Source organism: Streptomyces sp. NPDC014870 (genome assembly GCF_043081505.1).
In the GTDB taxonomy this organism is placed as follows: domain Bacteria; phylum Actinomycetota; class Actinomycetes; order Streptomycetales; family Streptomycetaceae; genus Streptomyces.
Genome location: NZ_JBIBWQ010000001.1, coordinates 940568 through 960325 on the forward strand (window position 1 = coordinate 940568; position 19758 = coordinate 960325).

The following is a 19758-nucleotide window of genomic DNA, read 5'->3' on the forward strand; positions in this document are numbered from 1 at the left end:
CCAGTACCAAGCGAGCGATCTCTCCGTCCCTGACTGATCATGGAACGGAGGTGACCCGATGATCGAAGTGCTTCTGCTCGTGGTGGCGCTGTTGCTCTCGCTCGCCTGCGGTGCCTTCGTCGCGGCCGAGTTCTCGCTGACCACCGTCGAGCGGTCCGATCTCGAACGGGCCGCGGAGCGCGGCGAGCGGGGCGCGGCGAGCGCGCTCAAGGCCGTCAAGTCGCTCACCTTCCAGCTCTCCGGCGCCCAGCTCGGCATCACGGTGACCAACCTGATCGTCGGCATGCTCGCCGAGCCGTCGATCGCCGCGCTGCTGCGCGGTCCGTTCGAGGCGCTCGGCCTGTCCGCGTCGGTGGCCTCCTCGGTCGCCCTGGTCCTGGGCACCGCGCTGTCGACCGTCGTCCTGATGGTCGTCGGTGAGCTGGTGCCCAAGAACTGGGCGATCTCCTCGCCGCTGGCGGTCGCCAAGCGGGTCGCGACCCCGCAGCGGGTCTTCACCGCCGCGTTCAAGCCGCTGATCAGCCATCTCAATAACACGGCCAACCGGATCCTGCGCCGGCTCGGTATGGAGCCGACCGAGGAGCTGGCCTCCGCCCGCTCCCCGCAGGAGCTGGTCGCCCTGGCCCGCCACTCCGCCAAGGAGGGCGCCCTGGAGGCGGACACCGCCGAGCTGTTCGTACGGACCCTCAATCTGGCCGAGCTGACCGCGGAGAACGTGATGACCCCGCGCGTCCAGGTCACCGCCCTGGAGGTGCAGGCCACGGCCGAGGACGTCGCCAACGCGACCCGGGCGACCGGTCTGTCCCGCTTCCCCGTCTACCACGGCAACCTCGACACCGTCGTCGGCATCGCGCACATCAAGGACGTGCTGGCGATACCGGCCGACGAGCGGCGCCTGCGGCGGATCGGGGACATGCTCCGCGAGCCGCTGCTCGTCCCGGAGACGCTGACCGTGGACCGGCTCCTGGACCGGCTGTCCGGCAAGCAGACGATGGCCGTCGTCATCGACGAGTACGGCGGCACCGCCGGTGTCGCCACGCTGGAGGACATCGTCGAGGAGGTCGTCGGCGAGGTGCGCGACGAGCACGATCCGCACGAGACCCCCGACCTCGCGCGCGCGGGCGTGGACGCGGACGGGCGCGAGCTCTGGTCCGCCGACGGCGCCGCCCGCACCGACCAGCTGGAGGCGATCGGCCTGCGCGTCCCGGACGGACCGTACGAGACGCTGGCCGGCGTCATCGCCGCCGAGCTGGGGCGGATCCCGGCGGTCGGCGACCGCGTGGAGCTCGCCGACTGGCAGCTCGACGTCGTGGACGCCTCCGGACGCAGGGCCGCCCGGGTGCTCATGCACATGCCGCCCGTCCAGGAGACCGGTGAGTCCGGCACGACCACGGAGGCCGGCCGATGATCGCGATCCAGTTGCTGATCGGCGCGCTGACGCTGGTCGTGAACGCCTTCTTCGTCGGCGCCGAGTTCGCCCTGATCTCCGTGCGCCGCAGCCAGATCGAGCCGGAGGCCGAGGCCGGCGACCGGCGGGCCCGCAGCGTCATCTGGGGCCTGGAGCACGTCTCGGCGCTGCTCGCCGCGGCCCAGCTCGGCATCACGCTGTGCACCCTGGTGCTCGGCATCGTCGCCGAGCCCGCCATCGCGCACCTGCTCGAGCCGGTCTTCGACGCGGTCGGCGTGCCGCACGGTCTGGTGCACCCGATCTCGTTCGTCATCGCGCTGGCGGTGGCGACCTATCTGCACATGCTGCTGGGCGAGATGGTCCCGAAGAACATCGCGCTCGCCGAGCCGACCCGCACGGCGCTGGCCCTCGGCCCGCCGCTGGTCGCCGTCGCCCGGGCGCTGCGCCCCGTGATCTTCACGATCAACGCCTTCGCCAACACCCTCCTGAAGCTGTTGAAGGTGGAGGTGAAGGACGAGGTCTCGGCCACGTTCTCGGACGACGAGCTGGCCCGGATGGTGACCGACGCGGGCGTCGCCGGACTGCTCGACGACCGCGCGACGGAGCGTCTGCACGACGCCCTGGAGCTGGGGCGCCGGCCGGTGGTCGACGTCGTCATGCCGGTCGAGAAGGTCGTCTACGCGGCTGTGGGGACGACCCCGGAACAGCTGGAGGCGCTCGCCGCCGAGTCGGGATTCTCACGCTTCCCGGTCGTCGACACGGGCCGCCGCATCCTGGGCTACCTCCATGTGAAGGACGCCCTGGACGTGACGCCGCGGGACCTGCCCTTCCCGGTCTCGGCGATGCGGCCGATCGCCCGGGTCCGGGCGGCCACGCCCATGGACGACGTCCTGACCGCGATGCGCCGGGGCCGTACGCACCTGGCGGCGGTCCTCGACGAGGACGGCAAGCTGGCCGGGCTCGTCACGATGGAGGACGTGCTGCGGGAGCTGGTCGGCAGGCCGGCCGGGTAGCGGAGCAGGAGACGAGGGCCCCGGGGCGCGAGCTGTGCCCCGGGGCCCTTTCGTTCCGCCGTGCGGCGCGAGGCCGTTCCGGCCGTGCGGCACGAGGGCTCGGACGGGCATCCGCATACCGCACGGTATGATCGCTTCCGCCATGGAGATGAATGCCACGTACACCAGTCTTGTCGCCGTCGGCGACAGCTTCACCGAGGGAATGTCGGACCGGCTGCCCGACGGCACGTACCGGGGCTGGGCGGACCTCCTCGCGGCCAGGCTGGCCGCCCGCACCCCCGATTTCCGGTACGCGAACCTCGCCGTGCGCGGCAAGCTCATCGGCCAGATCGTCGAGGACCAGGTGCCGCAGGCGGCCTCGATGAAGGCGGACGTGGTGACCCTCGTCGGCGGCCTGAACGACACCCTGCGGCCGAAGTGCGACATGGGGCGGGTACGGGGCCTGCTCACGGAGGCCGTCGAGACGCTGGCGCCCTCCTGCGGGCAGCTGGTCCTGATGCGCAGCCCGGGCCGCAACGGCCCCGTCATGGAGCGTTTCCGGCCGCGCATGGAGGAGCTCTTCGACCACGTCGGGGCGCTCGCCGCCCGCCACGGCGCCGTGGTGGTCGACCTGTACGGGGCGCCCGCGCTCGGCGACCCGCGCATGTGGGACGTCGACCGGCTCCACCTGACCCCCGAGGGCCACCGGCGGGTCGCCGAAGCGGTGTGGCAGTCACTCGGCCTGGCCCCGGAGCAGGACTGGCGGACGCCGCTGCCGCCGACCGCGCCGCCGTCCTGGCCGGCCCGCCGCCTCGGGGACGCCCGCTTCGCCAAGGAGCACCTCGGTCCGTGGATCGGCCGCAGGCTGACCGGCCGTTCCTCGGGCGACGGCCGCCCGGCCAAGCGCCCGGAGCTGCTCCCGTACGAGCCGCCGACGGCCTGAGCCGCCGCCCGTCACGCGCGCGTGACGGGCGTCTCCCGGCGGTCTCGTAGTAAGAGACGAATCCGACCCTGGCGCTGGCCTGCAGAAATCGCCAGTAGAATTCGGTCACGTGACTGCTGTGACTGCGAAGCCCCGTATCCCCAACGTCCTGGCCGGCCGCTACGCCTCCGCGGAGCTCGCCGTCCTCTGGTCCCCCGAGCAGAAGGTGAAGCTGGAGCGCCGGCTGTGGCTCGCCGTGCTGCGCGCCCAGAAGGACCTCGGGATCGAGGTTCCCGACGCCGCCCTCGCCGACTACGAGCGCGTGCTCGACCAGGTCGACCTCGGCTCGATCGCCGAGCGCGAGAAGGTCACCCGGCACGACGTGAAGGCACGGATCGAGGAGTTCAACGCCCTCGCCGGTCACGAGCACGTCCACAAGGGCATGACCTCGCGCGACCTCACCGAGAACGTCGAGCAGCTCCAGATCCGGCTCTCCCTGGAGCTGATGCGCGACCGCACCGTCGCCGTCCTGGCCCGCCTCGGCAAGCTGTCCGGCGAGTACGCCGAGCTGGTCATGGCCGGCCGCTCGCACAACGTCGCCGCCCAGGCCACCACCCTCGGCAAGCGCTTCGCGACCGCCGCCGACGAGCTGCTCGTCGCCCACGGCCGCGTCGAGGAGCTGCTCGCCCGCTACCCGCTGCGCGGCATCAAGGGCCCGGTCGGCACCGCCCAGGACATGCTCGACCTGCTCGGCGGCGACGCGGGCAAGCTCGCCGAGCTGGAGAACCGGATCGCCGGTCACCTCGGCTTCGCGCACGCCTTCACCTCGGTCGGCCAGGTCTACCCGCGCTCGCTCGACTACGACGTGGTCACCGCGCTCGTGCAGCTCGCCGCGGCGCCGTCCTCGGTCGCCAAGACCATCCGTCTGATGGCCGGTCACGAGCTGGTGACCGAGGGCTTCAAGCCGGGCCAGGTCGGCTCGTCCGCGATGCCGCACAAGATGAACACCCGCTCCTGCGAGCGCGTCAACGGCCTCATGGTCATCCTGCGCGGCTACGCGTCGATGACCGGCGAGCTGGCGGGCGACCAGTGGAACGAGGGCGACGTGTCGTGCTCGGTCGTCCGCCGGGTCGCGCTGCCGGACGCCTTCTTCGCCCTGGACGGCCTCCTCGAGACCTTCCTGACCGTGCTCGACGAGTTCGGCGCGTTCCCGGCGGTCGTCGCCCGCGAGCTGGACCGGTACCTGCCGTTCCTGGCCACCACGAAGGTCCTGATGGGCGCCGTCCGCGCCGGTGTGGGCCGGGAGATCGCCCACGAGGCGATCAAGGAGAACGCCGTCGCCTCCGCGCTCGCCATGCGCGAGCAGGGCGCCGAGCGCAACGAGCTGCTCGACAAGCTGGCCGCCGACGAGCGGATCCCGCTGGACCGCGCCCAGCTCGACGCGCTGATGGCGGACAAGCTGTCGTTCACCGGCGCCGCCTCCGACCAGGTCGCCGCCGTGGTCTCCCGTGTCGAGGAGATCGTCAAGCAGCACCCGGAGGCCGCCGCGTACACCCCCGGGTCGATCCTCTGACCCGGTTCACCCCGCAGCAGCTGGAGGCCGCCCGCGACCGCGTCATTCCCGACGTGGCCTCGGGCGGCCTTTCGGTCCTCTTCTGCGGGATCAACCCCGGTCTGATGTCGGCCGCGACGGGCCACCACTTCGCACGTCCCGGGAACCGCTTCTGGCCGGTGCTCGAACGGTCCGGCTTCACGCCCCGGCTCCTGAAGCCCGCGGAGCAGGAGGAGCTGCTCGGTTACGGCCTCGGCATCACGAACGTGGTCGCGCGGGCGACGGCACGGGCCGACGAGCTGAGCGACGAGGAGTTCCGGGAGGGCGGCCGGCTGCTGACCCGGCGCGTGGAGCGGCTGCGGCCGCGCTGGCTGGCCGTGGTCGGGATCACCGCGTACCGCACGGCGTTCGGTGAGCGGCGCGCGGTCGTCGGGCCGCAGGAGCGTACGATCGGCACGACCCGGATCTGGGTGCTGCCCAACCCCAGTGGCCTGAACGCGCATTGGACCCTGCAGACGATGGCGGAGGAGTTCTCCCGGCTGCGCGAGGCAGCGGGGGTGCCGGACCGGGGCGCGCAACCGTAGTCGGACCGTGCCCGGTCGGGCCTCGCCGCACTCCTGTCCATTGAGTAACATCCGGCACACATGCGCACGAGCTGGGAGGACACACGGTGGGGCGGCTGACCGGCGGAGATCCGTCGCTGCTGCGGCGGATCAATTCCGCGGTGGTACTCCATGCTCTGCGGGGCGCCGACGCGCTCACGCTCACGGACCTGACCCGGGTCACGGGTCTGTCCCGGCCGACTGTCGAGGGCGTCGTCGAGGGGCTCATCGTCGGCGGGCTCGTCGTCGAGGTCGCGCCCGAGGAGGGCGAGGCGAGGCGGCAGGGCCGCCCGGCCCGGAGGTTCCGCTTCCGCGCGGAGGCCGGGCATCTGCTCGGCATCGAGATCGGCCCGCACCGGGTCGCCGCGCTGCTCTCGGGCCTCGACGGCCGGATCATCGGCGCGGGCTCCCGCGAGGTCTCGGAGACGGCCCCCGAGGACGAGCGCCTGGAGCGGGTCCGCACGGTCGTCGCAGACGTGCTGCGCAGGACCGGGGTGCCCCGGTCGAACCTGCGGGCGGTCGGCGTCGGCACGCCCGGGATCGTCGAGGCGGACGGCACGGTACGGCTCGGCACGGCGCTGCCCGGCTGGACGGGCCTGGCGCTCGGGGAGCGGCTGCGGCGCTCGTTCAAGTGCCCGGTGATCGTGGAGAACGACGCCAACGCGGCGGCGGTCGCCGAGCACTGGAAGGGCGCGGCGACCGACTCCGACGACATCGTGTTCGTCCTGGCCGGGCTGAGCCCGGGCGCGGGGTCCCTGATCGGGGGGCGGCTGCACCGCGGGTACGGCGGGGCGGCCGGCGAGATCGGCGCGCTGCACCTGCTGGGGCGCGGGGTCACCCCCGAGCACCTGCTGTCGACCACCGACGAGCCGCTCCACCCGCTGGACGAGCAGGCGGTGGCGGAGGTCTTCGCGCTGGCGCGCCGGGGCGACGCGCGCGCCGAGGCCGCGGTGGAGCGGTTCACGCAGCGTCTGGTCCACGACGTGGCGGCGCTGGTCCTCGCGCTCGATCCGGAGCTGGTGGTGATCGGCGGCTGGGCGGCGGGCCTGGACGGCGTCCTTCAGCCGCTCCGCGACGAGCTGGCCCGCTTCTGCCTGCGCCCGCCGCGCGTGGTCCTGTCGCTGCTCGGCGAGGCGGCGGTGGGGACGGGGGCGCTGCGCCTGGCCCTGGACCACGTGGAGGAGCAGCTCTTCGCGGTGGAGGGCACGGTGACGGCCCGCCGCTGACGGGCTCGGGAGAACCGACGAGCTCGGAGAGAACCGACGAGCCCGTACGGGGCCGCTGTTGGCGGCTCCGTACGGGCTCGTGCGGCGTGCTGCTGGCCTGACGTCGGCGGGTCCGTCAGGACGCCATGACCAGGTCGCCGGAGTCCCCGAAGGTGAGGCGGCAGGTATCGGCGCGGTACGTGGCGACGGAGACCGCGGCCGTGCGGCCCTCGGAGAGGTAGCGGGTCGTGACGACGAGGACCGGGGCGCCGGGGAGGCGGTCCAGTTCCTTGGCGTCGTCCGCGCGGGCCGAGCCGAGCTCCACGGAGCGGTCCTGGCCGTCGAGGGCGAGGCGCTGGAGTTCGCGCAGGACGCTGCGGGCGCGGGCCGGGCCGTTCGGGGTGTCGATCGCGGTCAGCTCGGGGACCGAGCCGGACGGCACGTACAGCAGCTCGGCGGCGACGGGCTGGCCCTGCGTGACGCGCAGGCGGCGCACCACGTGCACCTGCTCGTCGGGGGCGAGGTCCAGGAGCCGTGCGACGGCCGCCGGGGTGGTGTCGAGGGTGGAGTCCACGGACTGCCAGGTCTCTTCGGAGACGCCGGGCCAGACGTGCTGGGTCGTGGAGACGTCGACGCCCACGCGCGGCGGGGCGACGGTCGTGCCGACCCCGCGGCGGCGCTGCAGGCGGCCCTCCAGCTCCAGCTGCTCCAGGGCCTGCCGGAGCGTGGCGCGGGCGACGCCGAAGCGCGCGGCCAGTTCCCGCTCGTTGGGCAGGATCTCGCCGACCGCGAAGTCGGAGTCGAGCGCCTCGCCGATCACGGTCTTGAGGTGCCAGTACTTAGGCTCCGGCACCGATTCCAGCTGCGTGGTCCCCACCCTGATCCTCCGCAATTCGCCGTGTCCCGCGGCGGTTTTCCGCGCCCTTGTTTATTAAAGGTTCCTGCACTAACTCTGCGACCATAGGGCGGCGCACCCACTTGGTCAAGACCAATCCTGACCTGGATGCCCCCGAATGCGGCCCTCTGACGTAGATCGTTCACAGGACGTTCGCACCGTTGTGTGCCCTGCGCAGCAAAGTGCCCCGCCTCCGGGCGGAGGCGGGGCAGCGGGTGGAGCGGGGCAAGCGGAACCGGGTCAGGAGGGTGCGACCGCGTGCAGCTTGTCGGGGTTGCGCACGATGTAGACGCACTGGATGCGTCCGTCGCGCACCTCGATCTGGAAGACCGTGTCCGGCTTCCCGTCGACGAGGGCGAGCAGTGCCGGCGCGCCGTTCACCTCCGCGAAGCGGAACTCGAAGAGCGACTCGGCGCCCTCGGCGACGGCCAGCAGGAAGCGGCCGACCTTGTCGGCGCTGTCGATGATCCGCAGCGGCGCCTTGGACTTGCCGCCGCTGTCGCCGACGAGCCTGACGTCCGGGGCGAGCAGGGCGAGCAGCTCGGCCAGGTCGCCGCCGGCCGAGGCGGCGAGGAAACGCTCGGTGAGGTCGCGGCGTTCGGCCGGGTCGACGTCGTAGCGCGGCCTGCCCTCGTCGACGTGGCGGCGGGCGCGGCCGGCGAGCTGGCGGACGGCGGCCTCGGAGCGGTCGAGGGTGGTGGCGATCTCCGCGAAGGGGAAGCCGAAGGCCTCGCGGAGGACGAAGACCGCGCGCTCCAGCGGGGAGAGCGATTCGAGGACGACGAGGACGGCGAGCGAGACGGAGTCGGCGAGCATGGCCTGCTCGGCGGTGTCGGGGACGGCCGGTCCGTAGTCGGTGAGGACGGGCTCGGGCAGCCAGGGTCCGATGTAGGACTCGCGGCGGGCCTGGGCCTGGCGCAGCCGGTCGAGGGCGAGCCGGGTCGTGATCCGTACGAGGTAGGCACGGGGCTCGCGGACGTCCTCGCGGTCGGTCGCGGTCCAGCGGAGCCACGCGTCCTGGACCACGTCCTCGGCGTCGGCGGCGCGGCCGAGCATGCGGTAGGCCACACCGTGGAGCATGGGGCGGTGTTCTTGGAAGACGTCGGTCAGCGTGTCGGTCACCACTCCCCCATCCCAGCCGATGGATCGGCCCGCTGTCCAGTTCCGTCCGGGCCCTTGAACTCGTATCTACCGAGCGGTAATTCTTGCTGACAGGGTGTCTAAGTCAAGGAGCACGCGTATGTCCGCACAGATCTCGTTCTCGATCGAGACCCCCGGGGGTCCGCGCACGTCCTCCGTGACGTACGAGCGCAGGGGCGCGGGCGAACCGCTCCTCCTGCTGCACGGCATCGGCCACCACTGGCAGGCCTGGGAGCCCGTGCTCGACATCCTGGCCGCCGAACGCGACGTCGTCGCCGTCGATCTGCCGGGGTTCGGCGCCTCCGCCCCGCTGCCGGAGGGCTGCGCCTACGACCTGGCCTCGGTCGTCCCGGTGCTCGGCGCCTTCTGCGCGGCCCTCGGCATCGAACGGCCGCACGTGGCGGGCAACTCGCTGGGCGGGCTGCTCGCCCTGGAGCTCGGCCGCGAGAAGCTGGTCCGCTCGGTCACCGCGCTCTCCCCGGCCGGTTTCTGGTCGGAGGGCGAACGGCGGTACGCCTTCGGGACCTTGCGGGCGATGCGAGCCGCCGCGCTGTCGATGCCGGTGCCGCTGATCGAGCGGCTGTCCCGCAGCGCCGCCGGGCGGACGGCGCTCACGAGCACCATCTACGCGCGCCCCGGCCGCCGTTCACCCGAGGCGGTGGTCGCCGAGACGCTCGCCCTCAGGGAGGCCACCGGCTTCCACCAGACCCTGGAGGCCGGCCGGACCGTGCTGTTCGGCGACGACATCACCGCCGTGCCCGTGACCGTCGCGTGGGGGACGCGGGACCGGCTGCTGCTGCGCCGTCAGGGCGTCCGCGCCAAGCACACCGTCCCGGGCGCCCGGCTGGTGCGGCTGCCCGGCTGCGGGCACGTCCCCATGAGCGACGATCCGGCTCTCGTGGCGCGGGTGATCCTCGACGGCAGCCGCTGACGGTTCGCGGCGGCGGGTGAACAGCCCTGTCCCGAGGGCCGCACCCGCGCCGACGAGAAGGCCGCCGACGGCCTGCGGCAGGCCGAAGCCGCCAGTCGCCACCAGCGCGGCGGTCAGGGCGGCGGCGACCGGGATGGCGCCGGTGAACAGGGTGGCCCGCTCCATGCCGATCCGCTGGACGCCCATGTAGAAGAGCACGAACCCGACGACCGTGGCGAGGACCGCCTGCCACACCAGCGCGCCCGTCTCCACGGCCGTCGGCGTCCGCAGGAACCCGCCGCCGTCCACGAGCAGGCCGAGCACCGCCGACTCGACGGCCGCGATCCCGCACACGGCGGCGGTCAGCAGCTTCGGCCCGAGCGGCCGCAGCACCGGTACGGCGAGCACGGTGAACCCGACCTCGCCCGCCAGTGCTCCTACGGAGTAGGAGAGGCCGGCCAGGTCGGTCCGCCCCCACCCCTGGACGGTGAAGGCTCCGGCGGCGACCAGCAGGGCGCCGTACAGGACGGGCCGGCTCGGCCTGCGCCCCTCCAGAAGCGGTACGAGCACGGCCACGACCACCGGGGCGCAGCCGACGAGGACACCGGGGACGGCGGGCTCGGCGGTGCGCTCCGCGGCGAGCACGGCCAGGTTGAAGCCCACCATGCCGACGGCGGCGAGCACGGCGAGACGCACCCACCCCCGGGCGCCGAGCGCCTTCAGCGGGGCGAGCCCGCCGGGCCCGAGCAGGGGCAGCAGGAGGAGGCAGGCGGCGCCGTAGCGCAGGGCCTGGCCGCCCGCGTACGGGTAGGCGCCCAGCAGGCTGTTGGCGGTGAAGGAGGCGCCCACGAGGGCGTAGGCGACGGTCACGAGGAGGGCCCCGCGCAGGGAGTTCCGGTTCATGGTCCCGACGCTAGGAAGTCCGCCGGATCGGTTTAAGGTCCACTTCCATGACGAGTTCGGGGACCACTTCGCACCCGGCGGGCGGGCGCCCGGAGCCTTCGGCGGCCTGGGAGTTGCTGGTGACCGCGGCCGGGACGCCGGGCAGAGGGCGGGGGCGGGCTCTGCAGGAGGCGTTGCGGGACGCGGTGCGGTCGGGGCGGCTGACGGCCGGGACACGGTTGCCCTCGAGCCGGGAGCTCGCGGCCGATCTGGGGGTCTCGCGGGGGCTCGTGACGGAGGCGTACGAGCAGCTGACCGCCGAGGGGTATCTGCGCAGCGACCGGGGTTCGGGCACGTGGGTCGGGGAGACGGCGCGGGCCGCGACCGGGCGGACCGTGCGGGATCCGGCACCGCGCGCACCGGGTGTGGCGGGTGCGTCAGGTATGGCGGGTGCGTCAGGTGTGACGGGTGTGACAGGCATGGCGGGTGTGACGGGTGCGTCAGGCGTGGCGGGTGTCCAGGTGGACTTCCGGCCCGGGACGCCCGACCTCGCGCTCTTCCCGCGCGCGGCGTGGGCGGCGGCCCAGCGGTCGGTGCTGTCCGCGCTGCCCCACCGGGCGCTCGGCTACCCGGATCCGCGGGGGCTCCCGGAGCTGCGGAGCGCGCTCGCCGCGATGCTCGCGCGGCGGCGCGGTGTGGTGGCGGATCCGGAGCGCCTGGTGGTCTGCTCGGGGGTCGCGCAGGCGTCGACACTGCTCGGTTTCGTCCTGCGGGCGCGCGGGATGCGCACGGTCGGGATCGAGGATCCGGGCAGCCCGGAGCACGGCCGGCTGTTCGCCTCGACCGACATGGACGTCCGCTGGCTGCCGGTCGACGAGGAGGGGCTGCTGCCCGGTCCGCTCGCCGCGTCCGGGGTCCGGGTGGTGGTGACGACGCCCTCGCACCAGTTCCCGACGGGCATCGCGTACTCGGCGGGGCGCAGGGCAGCGCTCCTGGACTGGGCGAGGACGGTCGACGGCTACGTCCTGGAGGACGACTACGACGGCGACTTCCGCTACGACCGTGCCCCGGTGGGCGCCCTTCAGGGCCTCGACCCCGAGCGGGTCGTCTACACCGGCTCGGTGAGCAAGTCGCTCGCCCCCGGGCTGCGGCTCGGCTGGATGCTCGTACCCCGCGCGCTGCACGCGGAGGTCGTGGAGCGCAAGCGGACGATGGACCTCGGCAACCCGGCCCTTGACCAGGCGCTGCTGGCCGAGTTCGTCACGCGCGGCGCCTACGACCGGCATCTGCGCCGCTGCCGGCGCGCGTACCGGGAGCGGCGGGACGCGCTGGTGGCCGCGCTGGCGGGGGCCTTCCCCGGCACGACGGTGAGCGGGATCGCGGCCGGGCTGCACATCATCGCGCGCGTGGAGCCCCGTTACGGTCCCACCGCACGCTTCGTGGAGCGGGCGGCGTCCGCGGGGGTGGCGTTGCGCCCGCTTGAGGAGTTCGGCACGTCCCGGCCTGCCGACGGCGCGGTCCGGCTGGTCCTCGGCCACGCCCATCTGACCCCGTCGGCCATCGCGCGCGGGGTGCGGCTCCTGGCCGACGCCTGCGGGAGGCGCGGGGAGGGCTGAACGGGGGGCAGGTCCGGGGTGTTCACCCCGGGTTCGTGTGCGCGCCGCCCCCGGCCGTTAGGGATGGAGGTCACAACGACCCCATCCGGCACCGCACTTGGAGGCGCTTCGATGTCCCACTCCGTCCCCGGACCGACCCCCGCCCGCCGCAGCGTGCTCCGCGGCTCCCTGGCCGCCTCCGCGGCGCTGGCCGTCGGCGGTGGGGCCGCCGCCGGCGGAGTCCTCGGCTCCGCCGCGCCCGCGCTCGCGCTGTCGGGCCGGCCCCGGGCCGCCTGGGGTGTGCAGACGGGCGACGTCACGGCCTCCTCCGGCCTGGTGTGGATCCGCTCGGACCGGCCCGCCCGGATGATCGTGGAGACCTCGGCGAGTGAATCGTTCCGCCGTGCGCACCGCCACCACGGGCCGCTGCTCGGACCGGGCAGCGACTTCACGGGGACCACGGCGCTGCGCGGCCTGCCCGCGGGCGAGCAGATTCACTACCGGGTCACGCTCGCGGACCCCGACGACCCGCGCCGCACGGGCGAACCGGTCGTCGGCACCTTCCGGACCGCCCCGGAGCGGCGGCGGGACGGGGTGCGATTCCTGTGGTCGGGCGACATCGCCGGGCAGGGCTGGGGCATCAACCCCGACGTCGGCGGCTTCCGCGCCTTCGAGGAGATGCGCGGGCTGAACCCGGACTTCTTCCTGAGCAGCGGAGACACGGTCTACGCGGACGGCCCGCTCCAGCCGAGCGTCACGCTGCCGGACGGCCGGGTCTGGCGGAACCTGATGACCCCCGAGAAGGCGAAGGTCGCGGAGACCCTGGACGAGTACCGGGGCCAGTTCCGCTACAACCTGCTCGACCACAACGTCCGCGCGTTCAACGCGCAGGTCCCCTCGATCGTGCAGTGGGACGACCACGAGGTGCGCAACAACTGGTACCCCGGCCAGATCCTGGAGGACGCCCGCTACACCGAGAAGAACGTGGACGTCCTCGCGGCCCGCGCCTCCCGCGCCTTCGCCGAGTACTTCCCCGTGTCCACCCTCCACGCGCGCGGTGACGGCCTCGCCACGCGGGGCCGGATGCACCGCGTCGTGCGCTACGGCCCGCTGCTCGACGTCTTCGTCCTCGACATGCGCTCGTACCGCAACGCCAACTCCCCCGGCCGGCAGGCCGACGACACCGAGGGCATCCTCGGCGCGGAGCAGCTGGCCTGGCTCAAGCGGGAGCTGAGCCGTTCGCGGGCGGTGTGGAAGGTGCTCGCGGCGGACATGCCGCTGGGGCTCGTCGTCCCGGACGGCGCGGCGAACATCGAGGCGATCGCCCAGGGCGATCCGGGCGCGCCGCTCGGCCGCGAGCTGCAGATCGCGGAGCTGCTGCGGTTCGTCAAGCACCGCCGGATCACCGGCACGCTGTGGCTGACCGCCGACGTGCACTACACCTCGGCGCAGCACTACGCCCCGGAGCGCGCCGCGTTCCAGGACTTCGCGCCGTTCTGGGAGTTCGTCTCGGGGCCGCTGGCCGCCGGTGGCTTCCCGGCGAACGCGCTGGACGCCACGTTCGGCCCCGAGCGGGTCTTCGTCCGGGCGCCGCAGCGGGCGAACGTGTCGCCGATGGAGTCGCCGCAGTACTTCGGCGAGGTCGACATCGACGGCGGGAGCGGGGAGTTGACGGTCCGGCTGCGGGCGGAGGGCGGGACGGTCCTGTTCAGCAAGGTGCTCCGGCCGGGGCGGGTCGGGCAGTAGCGGGGCGCCCGTTCCCGCAGGTCCGGAGGGATCCGGAGTCGATTGTCAGTGGTGGGTCCTAGCGTTCTTCCATGACGCGATCCGTACAGGCGCTCGCCTACTCACGCCCGTCCGCCCTGAGTTCCTCAGGGGGCGGGCGGCTCCTCGGCCTGGAGACCTCCGGTGGGCTCACCCCCACCGGGGCCGAGGCCCATCCTCGCTTCTTCAGCGGGTTCCTGACGTCCCCGCAGATCGCGGCGCGAGGTCTGCTCGCGGTGGCGGACGTCGCGGCGGCCCGCTACTACCAGCGGATACGGCCGGGCTCGCTGGACCCGGTCGTGACGGGGAACGGTGACCGGCTGCGGTTCGAGTCCTTCTCCGGCTGCGGCGGGGTGTACGCCCGGCTCGACGTACTGAGCGAGGGCCTCGACGGCGCCGAGACCGGGCACGGCACGACGAACGTCGACGTCAACAACCCGCTGCGGGAGGCGCTGTCCCGGATGACGGGGAGCGATCCCCTGCATCTGCGGGTCGGCCCGGAGGAGTTGGCCGTGACGACGCTCGCGGGCGCGGTCGTGGAGAAGAAGGTCCCGCTGCCGGACCGCTGGCTGCGCGGCTTCGCGGAGGCCCAGGTGGCCTCCGCGGGCTTCGATCTGCGCGCGGAACTGACGGGTACGGAGGCGGTGCGGTTCCTGCGCTCGCTGCCACGCTCGCAGGGGGCGGGGCGACGTGCGCCGCTCTGGGTGGTCCAGGCGGGGCGGACGCTGCGGCCGACGACCCGGCCGGTGCCGGGGGCGGTCTGTCTTCCGGGGCCCGACCGGCTGGTGGCCCTGGAGCGGGTGCTGCGCCACGCGACGGCGCTGCGCGTGTACGGGCCGGTGCCGGACGGCGTCGCCGCGGCGAGCGCCTGGGAGGTGACGCTGCCCGGGATGCGGCTGACCCTCACCCTCTCGCCCGACTCGGCGCGCGGTTTCTCCGGGGAGGGCGGGGTCCTCGAGGCGCTGGCGACGGAGGAGGCGGCGCAGGACGCCGAGCTGATCTCGGTGCTGCTGGCCTGGGAGCCGAGGATCGACCCGGCGGAGCTGGGTGAGCGGTCGGGTCTTCCGGTGGACCGGGTGCGGGCGGCGCTGACCAGGCTCGGCACCGCCGGGCGGGTGGGGTACGACGTGGCCGACGCGGCCTACTTCCACCGGGAGTTGCCGTACGACGCGGATCGCGCGGAGCGGCACAATCCCCGGCTGGTGGCGGCGCGGGCGCTGGTCACCGAGGGGGCCGTGGTCCTGGACGGGGAGCTCGCGACGGTGGCCTCGGGCGAACGCCGCTACCAGGTGCGGGAGTCGGGCGGCGTACTGAGCTGCACGTGCCAGTGGTGGGCGGACTACCGGGGCCGGCGGGGCCCGTGCAAGCACGCGCTGGCCGTGCGGATGAGCCGGCGGAGTGCCGTGCGCACGGCGGCAGCGGCCGGCGTGACCGGTGGGACGGCCGGGGTCGAGGCCTTCGGAGGTGCGCGATGAGCGACGGATTCGACGAGGCCGCCCTCAAGGCGCGGCTGACGGCGGCACGGGACGGGCGAGCCGTGAACGGGCTGCTGACGGCGGTCCGCGCGGGACGGGTCGACGCCGTCCCCGGGCTCCTGAAGGAGCTGGACCCGGGCGACCGGAAGAAGGCCCTGGCCGAGCTCAAGGCCCTGCGGACCGAGGTGCGCGGCTGGAGCTGGAGCCGCTGGAACGAACAGGTGCCGATCCAGAAGGCGCTGCGGGTCGCCGGGGCCGGCTGTCACACGGGCGCGGCGGCGGCAGCCGCCTGGATCGCCGGGCGTGACCTCGCGGACTGGAGCCGGTCCACGAGCGGGAAGGTTCTGGAGGTCCTGGCCGACCGGGACCCGGCCTGGCTGGGCGACGTCGCGCAGCGGCTCGCGGAGCGGCCCGCGGTGGCCGAGAGCGACTACGCCCTGGTGCGCGAGCTGGTCACGCGCTCGGGCTGCGCCGTGCCGACGACCGACGGCTACGTCCTCGGCTGGACGACCGCGAAGGACGGGCAGCGCCTGGTGGAGGACCTGCGCACCGACCCGCAGACGCCCCTCCTGGTGCCCCGGATCCTGGACATGATCGAGACCCCGGCCCGGCTCACCTGGTCCGTGTCGCCCGGGACGCGCGGCCACTGGCCGACCGCGCTGGCGAGGCTCACCACGGAGGGCGTGCTCGACCGGGCGTCCCTCGTGGACGGCTGTGTGGCGCGGCTGCTGCGCGGGGGCAGGCTGCGGGACCTGCGGTTCCCGCTGGCGCTGCTCCAACTGCTCGATCCGACGCCCGAGGAGCGACGCGGCCGGATGGCGGACTGGATCGGGATGGCCGCCGACGCGCCGTCGCCGGTCGCGGCGTACGCGCAGGAGGTCCTGGCGGGCCTCGCCGCCGGGGGCGAGCTGTCGACGCCGGAGCTGGCGGAGATGTCCGCGCAGGTGCTCTTCCGTACGGAGAAGAAGCTCGTACGGGCCCAGCTGACGCTTCTGACGAAGCAGTTGCGGGGCGACCCGGGTGCGGCGGCCGCGCTGCTGCCGGTGGTCGCGGAGGCCTTCGGTCATGAGGACACCGGGGTCCAGGAGCGGGCCCTGAAGCTCGTCGGGCGGTACCTGGCGACGGTGGACGAGCAGGTGCTGGAGGAACTGGCGGGCGCCGCCGCCGTGTTGAGCCCCATGCACCGGCAGGCCGCCGAGGAGCTCTTCGGCGCCTCGGAGTTCGCCGAGGACCTTCCGTACGACGAGACGCTGCCGCCCGTGCCGGAGCCGCGGCGGGTGGCGGGTCCTGCGGCCACGGTCGCGGAGCTGGTGGCGGATCTGGTGACGGTCTCCAAGGGCCGCGTCGAAGCCTCGCCGGAGGCGTTCGAGCGCGTGCTGGACGGGCTGGTCCGCCACGCCCACCTGCACCGCGAGGAGCTGACGGCCGCGGTGACGGAGGCCTTCGCCGACGCCTGGTGGGCGGGCGGCCAGGTTCACGGTCGCGACCCGTTCGCCCAGGGGACGTACGGCGTGGACGTGGTGACGGCCGCCCTCATGGGCCAGGTCCGGGCGTCGCGCGTCCAGGCCGCGCGGGTGCGCGGGCACGCCCCCTCGGCGTGCGTGCACAAGGCGTTGGACGCGGTCGTCGACGCCCGGCTGTGGGAGGTGGCGGCCCTGGTCTCCACGGACCGGCTGCCGTTCCTGCTCGCGGCGCCCACCTGGCACACCGGAGCGATCGAGCCGTCCGTGCTCGTCGAGCGGTTGCGCGCCTACCGGGACGCCGGTGTCGATCCGGCGCCCGTCGACTTCGCGCAGGCGCTGCTGCGGCTCCGCAAGGGGGACCCTTCCGCGCCCGGGGCGGCCGCGGAAGCCGCGGCGCTGGGCACGAGGGCCGGGGAGCGGCTCGCGCAGTGGCTGACGGAGCAGGCCGCCCTCGCCCCGGGCGCCCGCTTCCTCGCCCGGGAGGACGGCACGCAGGGCCGCGTCGCTCTGGTCGACCGGTTCGTCCTGAAGCTCCGGGAGCGGCGGGGCGTACGGGACGAGTTCCCGCCCGCGTTCCGTTGGCTGGGCGGCGCCGAGACCGAGGCGGCTCACCCCTGTCACCGCTGGTTCCCTCACCGGCCGCACTGGCCGGGCGTCCTGCCGGACGACCGGGAGACGCTGGCGGCGTTCCTGCTGCCCGTCCTCGCCGCCGGGGTGGACTGGGGCGAGCGGGGAGTCACGTGGGGGCTGACGGCGCTGGCCGAGTCGGACGGTCCCGTCGGCGAGACGACCCACCTCGCGCTGGCCGTCGCGCTCGGCTGCCGGCACACCGAGGACCGGCTGACCGCCGTGGACACCCTGCTCGTGCTCGCCGCGCGGGGCGATCTGGATCCCGGCCTGCTGGGCGCCGCGCTGGCCCGGCTGGTCGGCGAGGGCACGGTGAAGCCCAACCGGATCGCGGACGCGGCCCGTACGGCGGCGGCCACGGGGGCGTACGGCACGGCCTGGGCGGTCCTCGCGCCACTGCTGCCCGCGCTGCTCGCGGCCGAGAAGCCGGTCCGCGGGCTGGGTGAGCTGCTGGCCGTCGCGGCGGACTGTGTGGAGCGGTTCGGGGCGGCCGGGGAGATACCGGGTCTTGACGCGGTGGCGGACCGGCGCGGTTCCTCCCAGATCGTCGTCCAGGCCGGGCGGCTGCGGAGGGCGCTGCGGACCGGCGCGGACGAACTCGCCGGCGGGGCCGATCAGGACGCGACACAACCGGTCGAAATCGACCAGTAAACCCGCAGATCGGCGCTTAACCCGTCAGTCACAAAGCGTTCGTGATCACGCAACACCGTTGGGCCACAGTGAGGTCATGACCGATGTGACGTCCGCGAAGACCGCCCGCCGCCCCCACCACTGGCGGCGGGACCTGATCGAGCTCGCCGCCCTCTTCACGGCCGTGGTGGTGGCCGACACCATCGCCAAGACCGTGGTCCGCGGCGCCGACGGCCCGTACATGCTCGTCTTCTCCGCGATCGCGCTGATCGCCACGGCGACCTTCCACACCTGGTGGGCCAGGCGCCACAGCCATGCACCGCCCGTCGGCGATCCCGGCGGCACCGGATCCGCCCCGCTGCCGCCGGGCGCCGACACCCACCCGGAGGACAGTGGTTCCGGCGAGCCCGTCGAGACCGCCCTCTGGCGGATGCGGACCACGGTCCGCGACACCCCGGGCAGCCTCGCCGCGCTGTGCACGGCACTGGCCCGCCACGGGGTCGACATCCTGACCCTCCAGACCCACCCGCTCGCCGAGGGCACTGTCGACGAGTTCCTGCTGCGCGCTCCCGCCGCCCTCCAGGCGGGCGAGCTGACGGCGGAGATCGGCGCGGCCGGTGGCCGGGACACCTGGATCGAGCGCGCCGACGCCCACGACCTGGTGGACACCCCGACCCGGCTGCTCGGCCTCGCCACCCGGACCGCACTCGACGCTGCCGAACTTCCGCTCGCCCTCCGCCAGCTCCTCGGCCGTTGCAGGATCCACTCCCTGCCCGCCGTCTCGCTGAGCGGCCGGCCCACCGGCGAGACCGCCCCCGTCGAGGGCGTCCTGGAGGAGACGGTGATGCGGCTGCGCGACCCGAACGGCGGCGTGCTCACCATCGAGCGGGCCCACCTTCCGTTCACCCCGACCGAGTTCGCCCGCGCCCGGGCACTCGTCGAGCTGGACGCCCGCCTCGGCCCGCGCATCCCCCGCAGCCACGACGTCCTGACCCTGCCCGAGGGCAACGAGATCACCGTCCGCCGCGCCGACCAGCGTGACCTCGCGGCCGCGCGCGCCATGCACGACCGCTGCTCCGCCCGGACGCTCGCCCTGCGCTACCACGGCCCGGTCGGAGACGCCGACCGCTACCTCGACCACCTCCTGAGCCCCCGCTTCGGCCGCACGCTGGCCGTGCAGACGACCTCCGGTCGGCTCGTCGCCCTCGGCCATCTGCTCTGGGACGGCGACGAGACCGAGGTGGCCCTGATGGTCGAGGACGACTGGCAGCGCCGGGGCATCGGCGCCGAACTCCTCGGCCGACTGGTCGCGATGGCCGTCGAGGCCGGCTGCGCGAGCGTCTACGCCGTGACGCAGTCGTCCAACACCGGCATGGTGGCGGCGATGCGGGCCCTGAACCTCCCCCTCGACTACCAGATCGAGGAGGGCACCCTGGTCATCACCGCCCGCCTGGCCACGAAGCCGGCGCCCGCCGCCGTCCGCCGGCTGCAGCTCGGCGAGCGCTGACCACCGGACGCACGACGGCCGGCCGGCAACCGGCCGGCCCACGGCCGGAACGTGGCCGGATCCTTCGCATGGCACCCGGGACGACCGGGGTACCGTCGCCGACGGGATCCGGCCAAAGTCGACTTGGTGCTTGCTGCATGGCCGCCGGTCATGCGGCGGCCGCACCGGCGCGAACTGTTCGGCCCGTCC

14 protein-coding genes and 1 pseudogene are annotated in these 19758 nt (G+C 74.0%); 12 read left to right on the forward strand and 3 right to left on the reverse strand.

Annotated features, from left to right (window positions below; all coding sequences use genetic code 11):
• The first annotated feature begins 58 nt into the window (after positions 1-58).
• The 6 genes from ACF09C_RS03960 to ACF09C_RS03985 all read left to right on the forward strand — a co-directional run bounded on the left by ACF09C_RS03960 (position 59) and on the right by ACF09C_RS03985 (position 6702).
• A complete protein-coding gene (locus ACF09C_RS03960) occupies positions 59-1408 on the forward strand; it encodes a hemolysin family protein (RefSeq protein WP_392088335.1) in 1350 nt (449 codons plus the stop codon).
• Complete coding sequence (locus ACF09C_RS03965; RefSeq protein WP_392088338.1) at positions 1405-2421, forward strand: hemolysin family protein; 1017 nt, start codon at positions 1405-1407, stop codon at positions 2419-2421. The genes ACF09C_RS03960 and ACF09C_RS03965 overlap by 4 nt, the downstream gene beginning before the upstream one ends.
• A 142-nt stretch (positions 2422-2563) precedes the next feature.
• Positions 2564-3343: an SGNH/GDSL hydrolase family protein gene (locus ACF09C_RS03970; protein WP_392088340.1), complete on the forward strand. Its 780-nt coding sequence runs from the start codon at positions 2564-2566 to the stop codon at positions 3341-3343.
• Positions 3344-3452: 109 nt separating this feature from the next.
• A complete protein-coding gene (gene purB / locus ACF09C_RS03975; protein ID WP_392088342.1) occupies positions 3453-4895 on the forward strand; it encodes an adenylosuccinate lyase in 1443 nt (480 codons plus the stop codon).
• Positions 4892-5458 carry a G/U mismatch-specific DNA glycosylase gene (gene mug, locus ACF09C_RS03980; protein WP_392088694.1) on the forward strand — a complete coding sequence of 189 codons (567 nt, stop codon included), beginning with the start codon at positions 4892-4894 and terminating at the stop codon, positions 5456-5458. Before purB ends, mug begins: the two co-directional genes overlap by 4 nt.
• 86 nt (positions 5459-5544) lie before the next feature.
• Positions 5545-6702: an ROK family transcriptional regulator gene (locus ACF09C_RS03985; RefSeq protein ID WP_392088344.1), complete on the forward strand. Its 1158-nt coding sequence runs from the start codon at positions 5545-5547 to the stop codon at positions 6700-6702.
• A gap of 115 nt (positions 6703-6817) precedes the next feature.
• Here the strand turns inward: ACF09C_RS03985 and ACF09C_RS03990 are convergent, their stop codons facing one another.
• On the reverse strand, positions 6818-7558 hold the full coding sequence (locus ACF09C_RS03990; protein WP_392088346.1) for a GntR family transcriptional regulator: 741 nt from the start codon (positions 7556-7558) through the stop codon (positions 6818-6820).
• Positions 7559-7816: 258 nt separating this feature from the next.
• Positions 7817-8701, reverse strand: coding sequence for an RNA polymerase sigma-70 factor (locus tag ACF09C_RS03995; RefSeq protein ID WP_392088349.1), 885 nt, complete (start codon positions 8699-8701; stop codon positions 7817-7819).
• 115 nt (positions 8702-8816) lie between these two features.
• Between ACF09C_RS03995 and ACF09C_RS04000 the strand changes: the two genes are divergently transcribed.
• Positions 8817-9647 carry an alpha/beta fold hydrolase gene (locus tag ACF09C_RS04000; RefSeq protein ID WP_392088351.1) on the forward strand — a complete coding sequence of 277 codons (831 nt, stop codon included), beginning with the start codon at positions 8817-8819 and terminating at the stop codon, positions 9645-9647.
• Between the two features lie 45 nt (positions 9648-9692).
• Here ACF09C_RS04000 and ACF09C_RS04005 read toward each other — a convergent pair.
• Positions 9693-10529: pseudogene (locus tag ACF09C_RS04005) on the reverse strand (EamA family transporter); the annotation flags it as partial.
• A 47-nt stretch (positions 10530-10576) separates the two neighbouring features.
• Between ACF09C_RS04005 and ACF09C_RS04010 the strand changes: the two are divergent.
• The 5 genes from ACF09C_RS04010 (at position 10577) to ACF09C_RS04030 (ending at position 19569) form a co-directional block, all read left to right on the forward strand.
• On the forward strand, positions 10577-12124 hold the full coding sequence (locus tag ACF09C_RS04010; protein ID WP_392088353.1) for a PLP-dependent aminotransferase family protein: 1548 nt from the start codon (positions 10577-10579) through the stop codon (positions 12122-12124).
• A 111-nt stretch (positions 12125-12235) separates the two neighbouring features.
• Positions 12236-13849, forward strand: coding sequence for an alkaline phosphatase D family protein (locus ACF09C_RS04015; RefSeq protein WP_392088355.1), 1614 nt, complete (start codon positions 12236-12238; stop codon positions 13847-13849).
• Between the two features lie 71 nt (positions 13850-13920).
• Positions 13921-15342, forward strand: a complete 1422-nt coding sequence (locus tag ACF09C_RS04020) for an SWIM zinc finger family protein (RefSeq protein ID WP_392088357.1) — start codon at positions 13921-13923, stop codon at positions 15340-15342.
• A complete protein-coding gene (locus tag ACF09C_RS04025; RefSeq protein ID WP_392088360.1) occupies positions 15339-18083 on the forward strand; it encodes a DUF6493 family protein in 2745 nt (914 codons plus the stop codon). The genes ACF09C_RS04020 and ACF09C_RS04025 overlap by 4 nt, the downstream gene beginning before the upstream one ends.
• A 76-nt stretch (positions 18084-18159) precedes the next feature.
• A complete protein-coding gene (locus tag ACF09C_RS04030) occupies positions 18160-19569 on the forward strand; it encodes a GNAT family N-acetyltransferase (RefSeq protein WP_392088363.1) in 1410 nt (469 codons plus the stop codon).
• The last annotated feature ends 189 nt before the right edge of the window (positions 19570-19758 follow it).

Excerpts from the sequence above, each read along its gene's own strand:
- ACF09C_RS04000 (WP_392088351.1), top strand. The coding sequence starts at position 8,817 with ATGTCCGCACAGATCTCGTTCTCGATCGAGACCCCCGGGGGTCCGCGC.
- ACF09C_RS04010 (WP_392088353.1), top strand. The coding sequence starts at position 10,577 with ATGACGAGTTCGGGGACCACTTCGCACCCGGCGGGCGGGCGCCCGGAG.
- ACF09C_RS04025 (WP_392088360.1), top strand. The coding sequence starts at position 15,339 with ATGAGCGACGGATTCGACGAGGCCGCCCTCAAGGCGCGGCTGACGGCG.
- ACF09C_RS04015 (WP_392088355.1), top strand. The coding sequence starts at position 12,236 with ATGTCCCACTCCGTCCCCGGACCGACCCCCGCCCGCCGCAGCGTGCTC.
- ACF09C_RS03960 (WP_392088335.1), top strand. The coding sequence starts at position 59 with ATGATCGAAGTGCTTCTGCTCGTGGTGGCGCTGTTGCTCTCGCTCGCC.
- ACF09C_RS03965 (WP_392088338.1), top strand. The coding sequence starts at position 1,405 with ATGATCGCGATCCAGTTGCTGATCGGCGCGCTGACGCTGGTCGTGAAC.
- ACF09C_RS03970 (WP_392088340.1), top strand. The coding sequence starts at position 2,564 with ATGGAGATGAATGCCACGTACACCAGTCTTGTCGCCGTCGGCGACAGC.
- ACF09C_RS04020 (WP_392088357.1), top strand. The coding sequence starts at position 13,921 with ATGACGCGATCCGTACAGGCGCTCGCCTACTCACGCCCGTCCGCCCTG.
- ACF09C_RS04030 (WP_392088363.1), top strand. The coding sequence starts at position 18,160 with ATGACCGATGTGACGTCCGCGAAGACCGCCCGCCGCCCCCACCACTGG.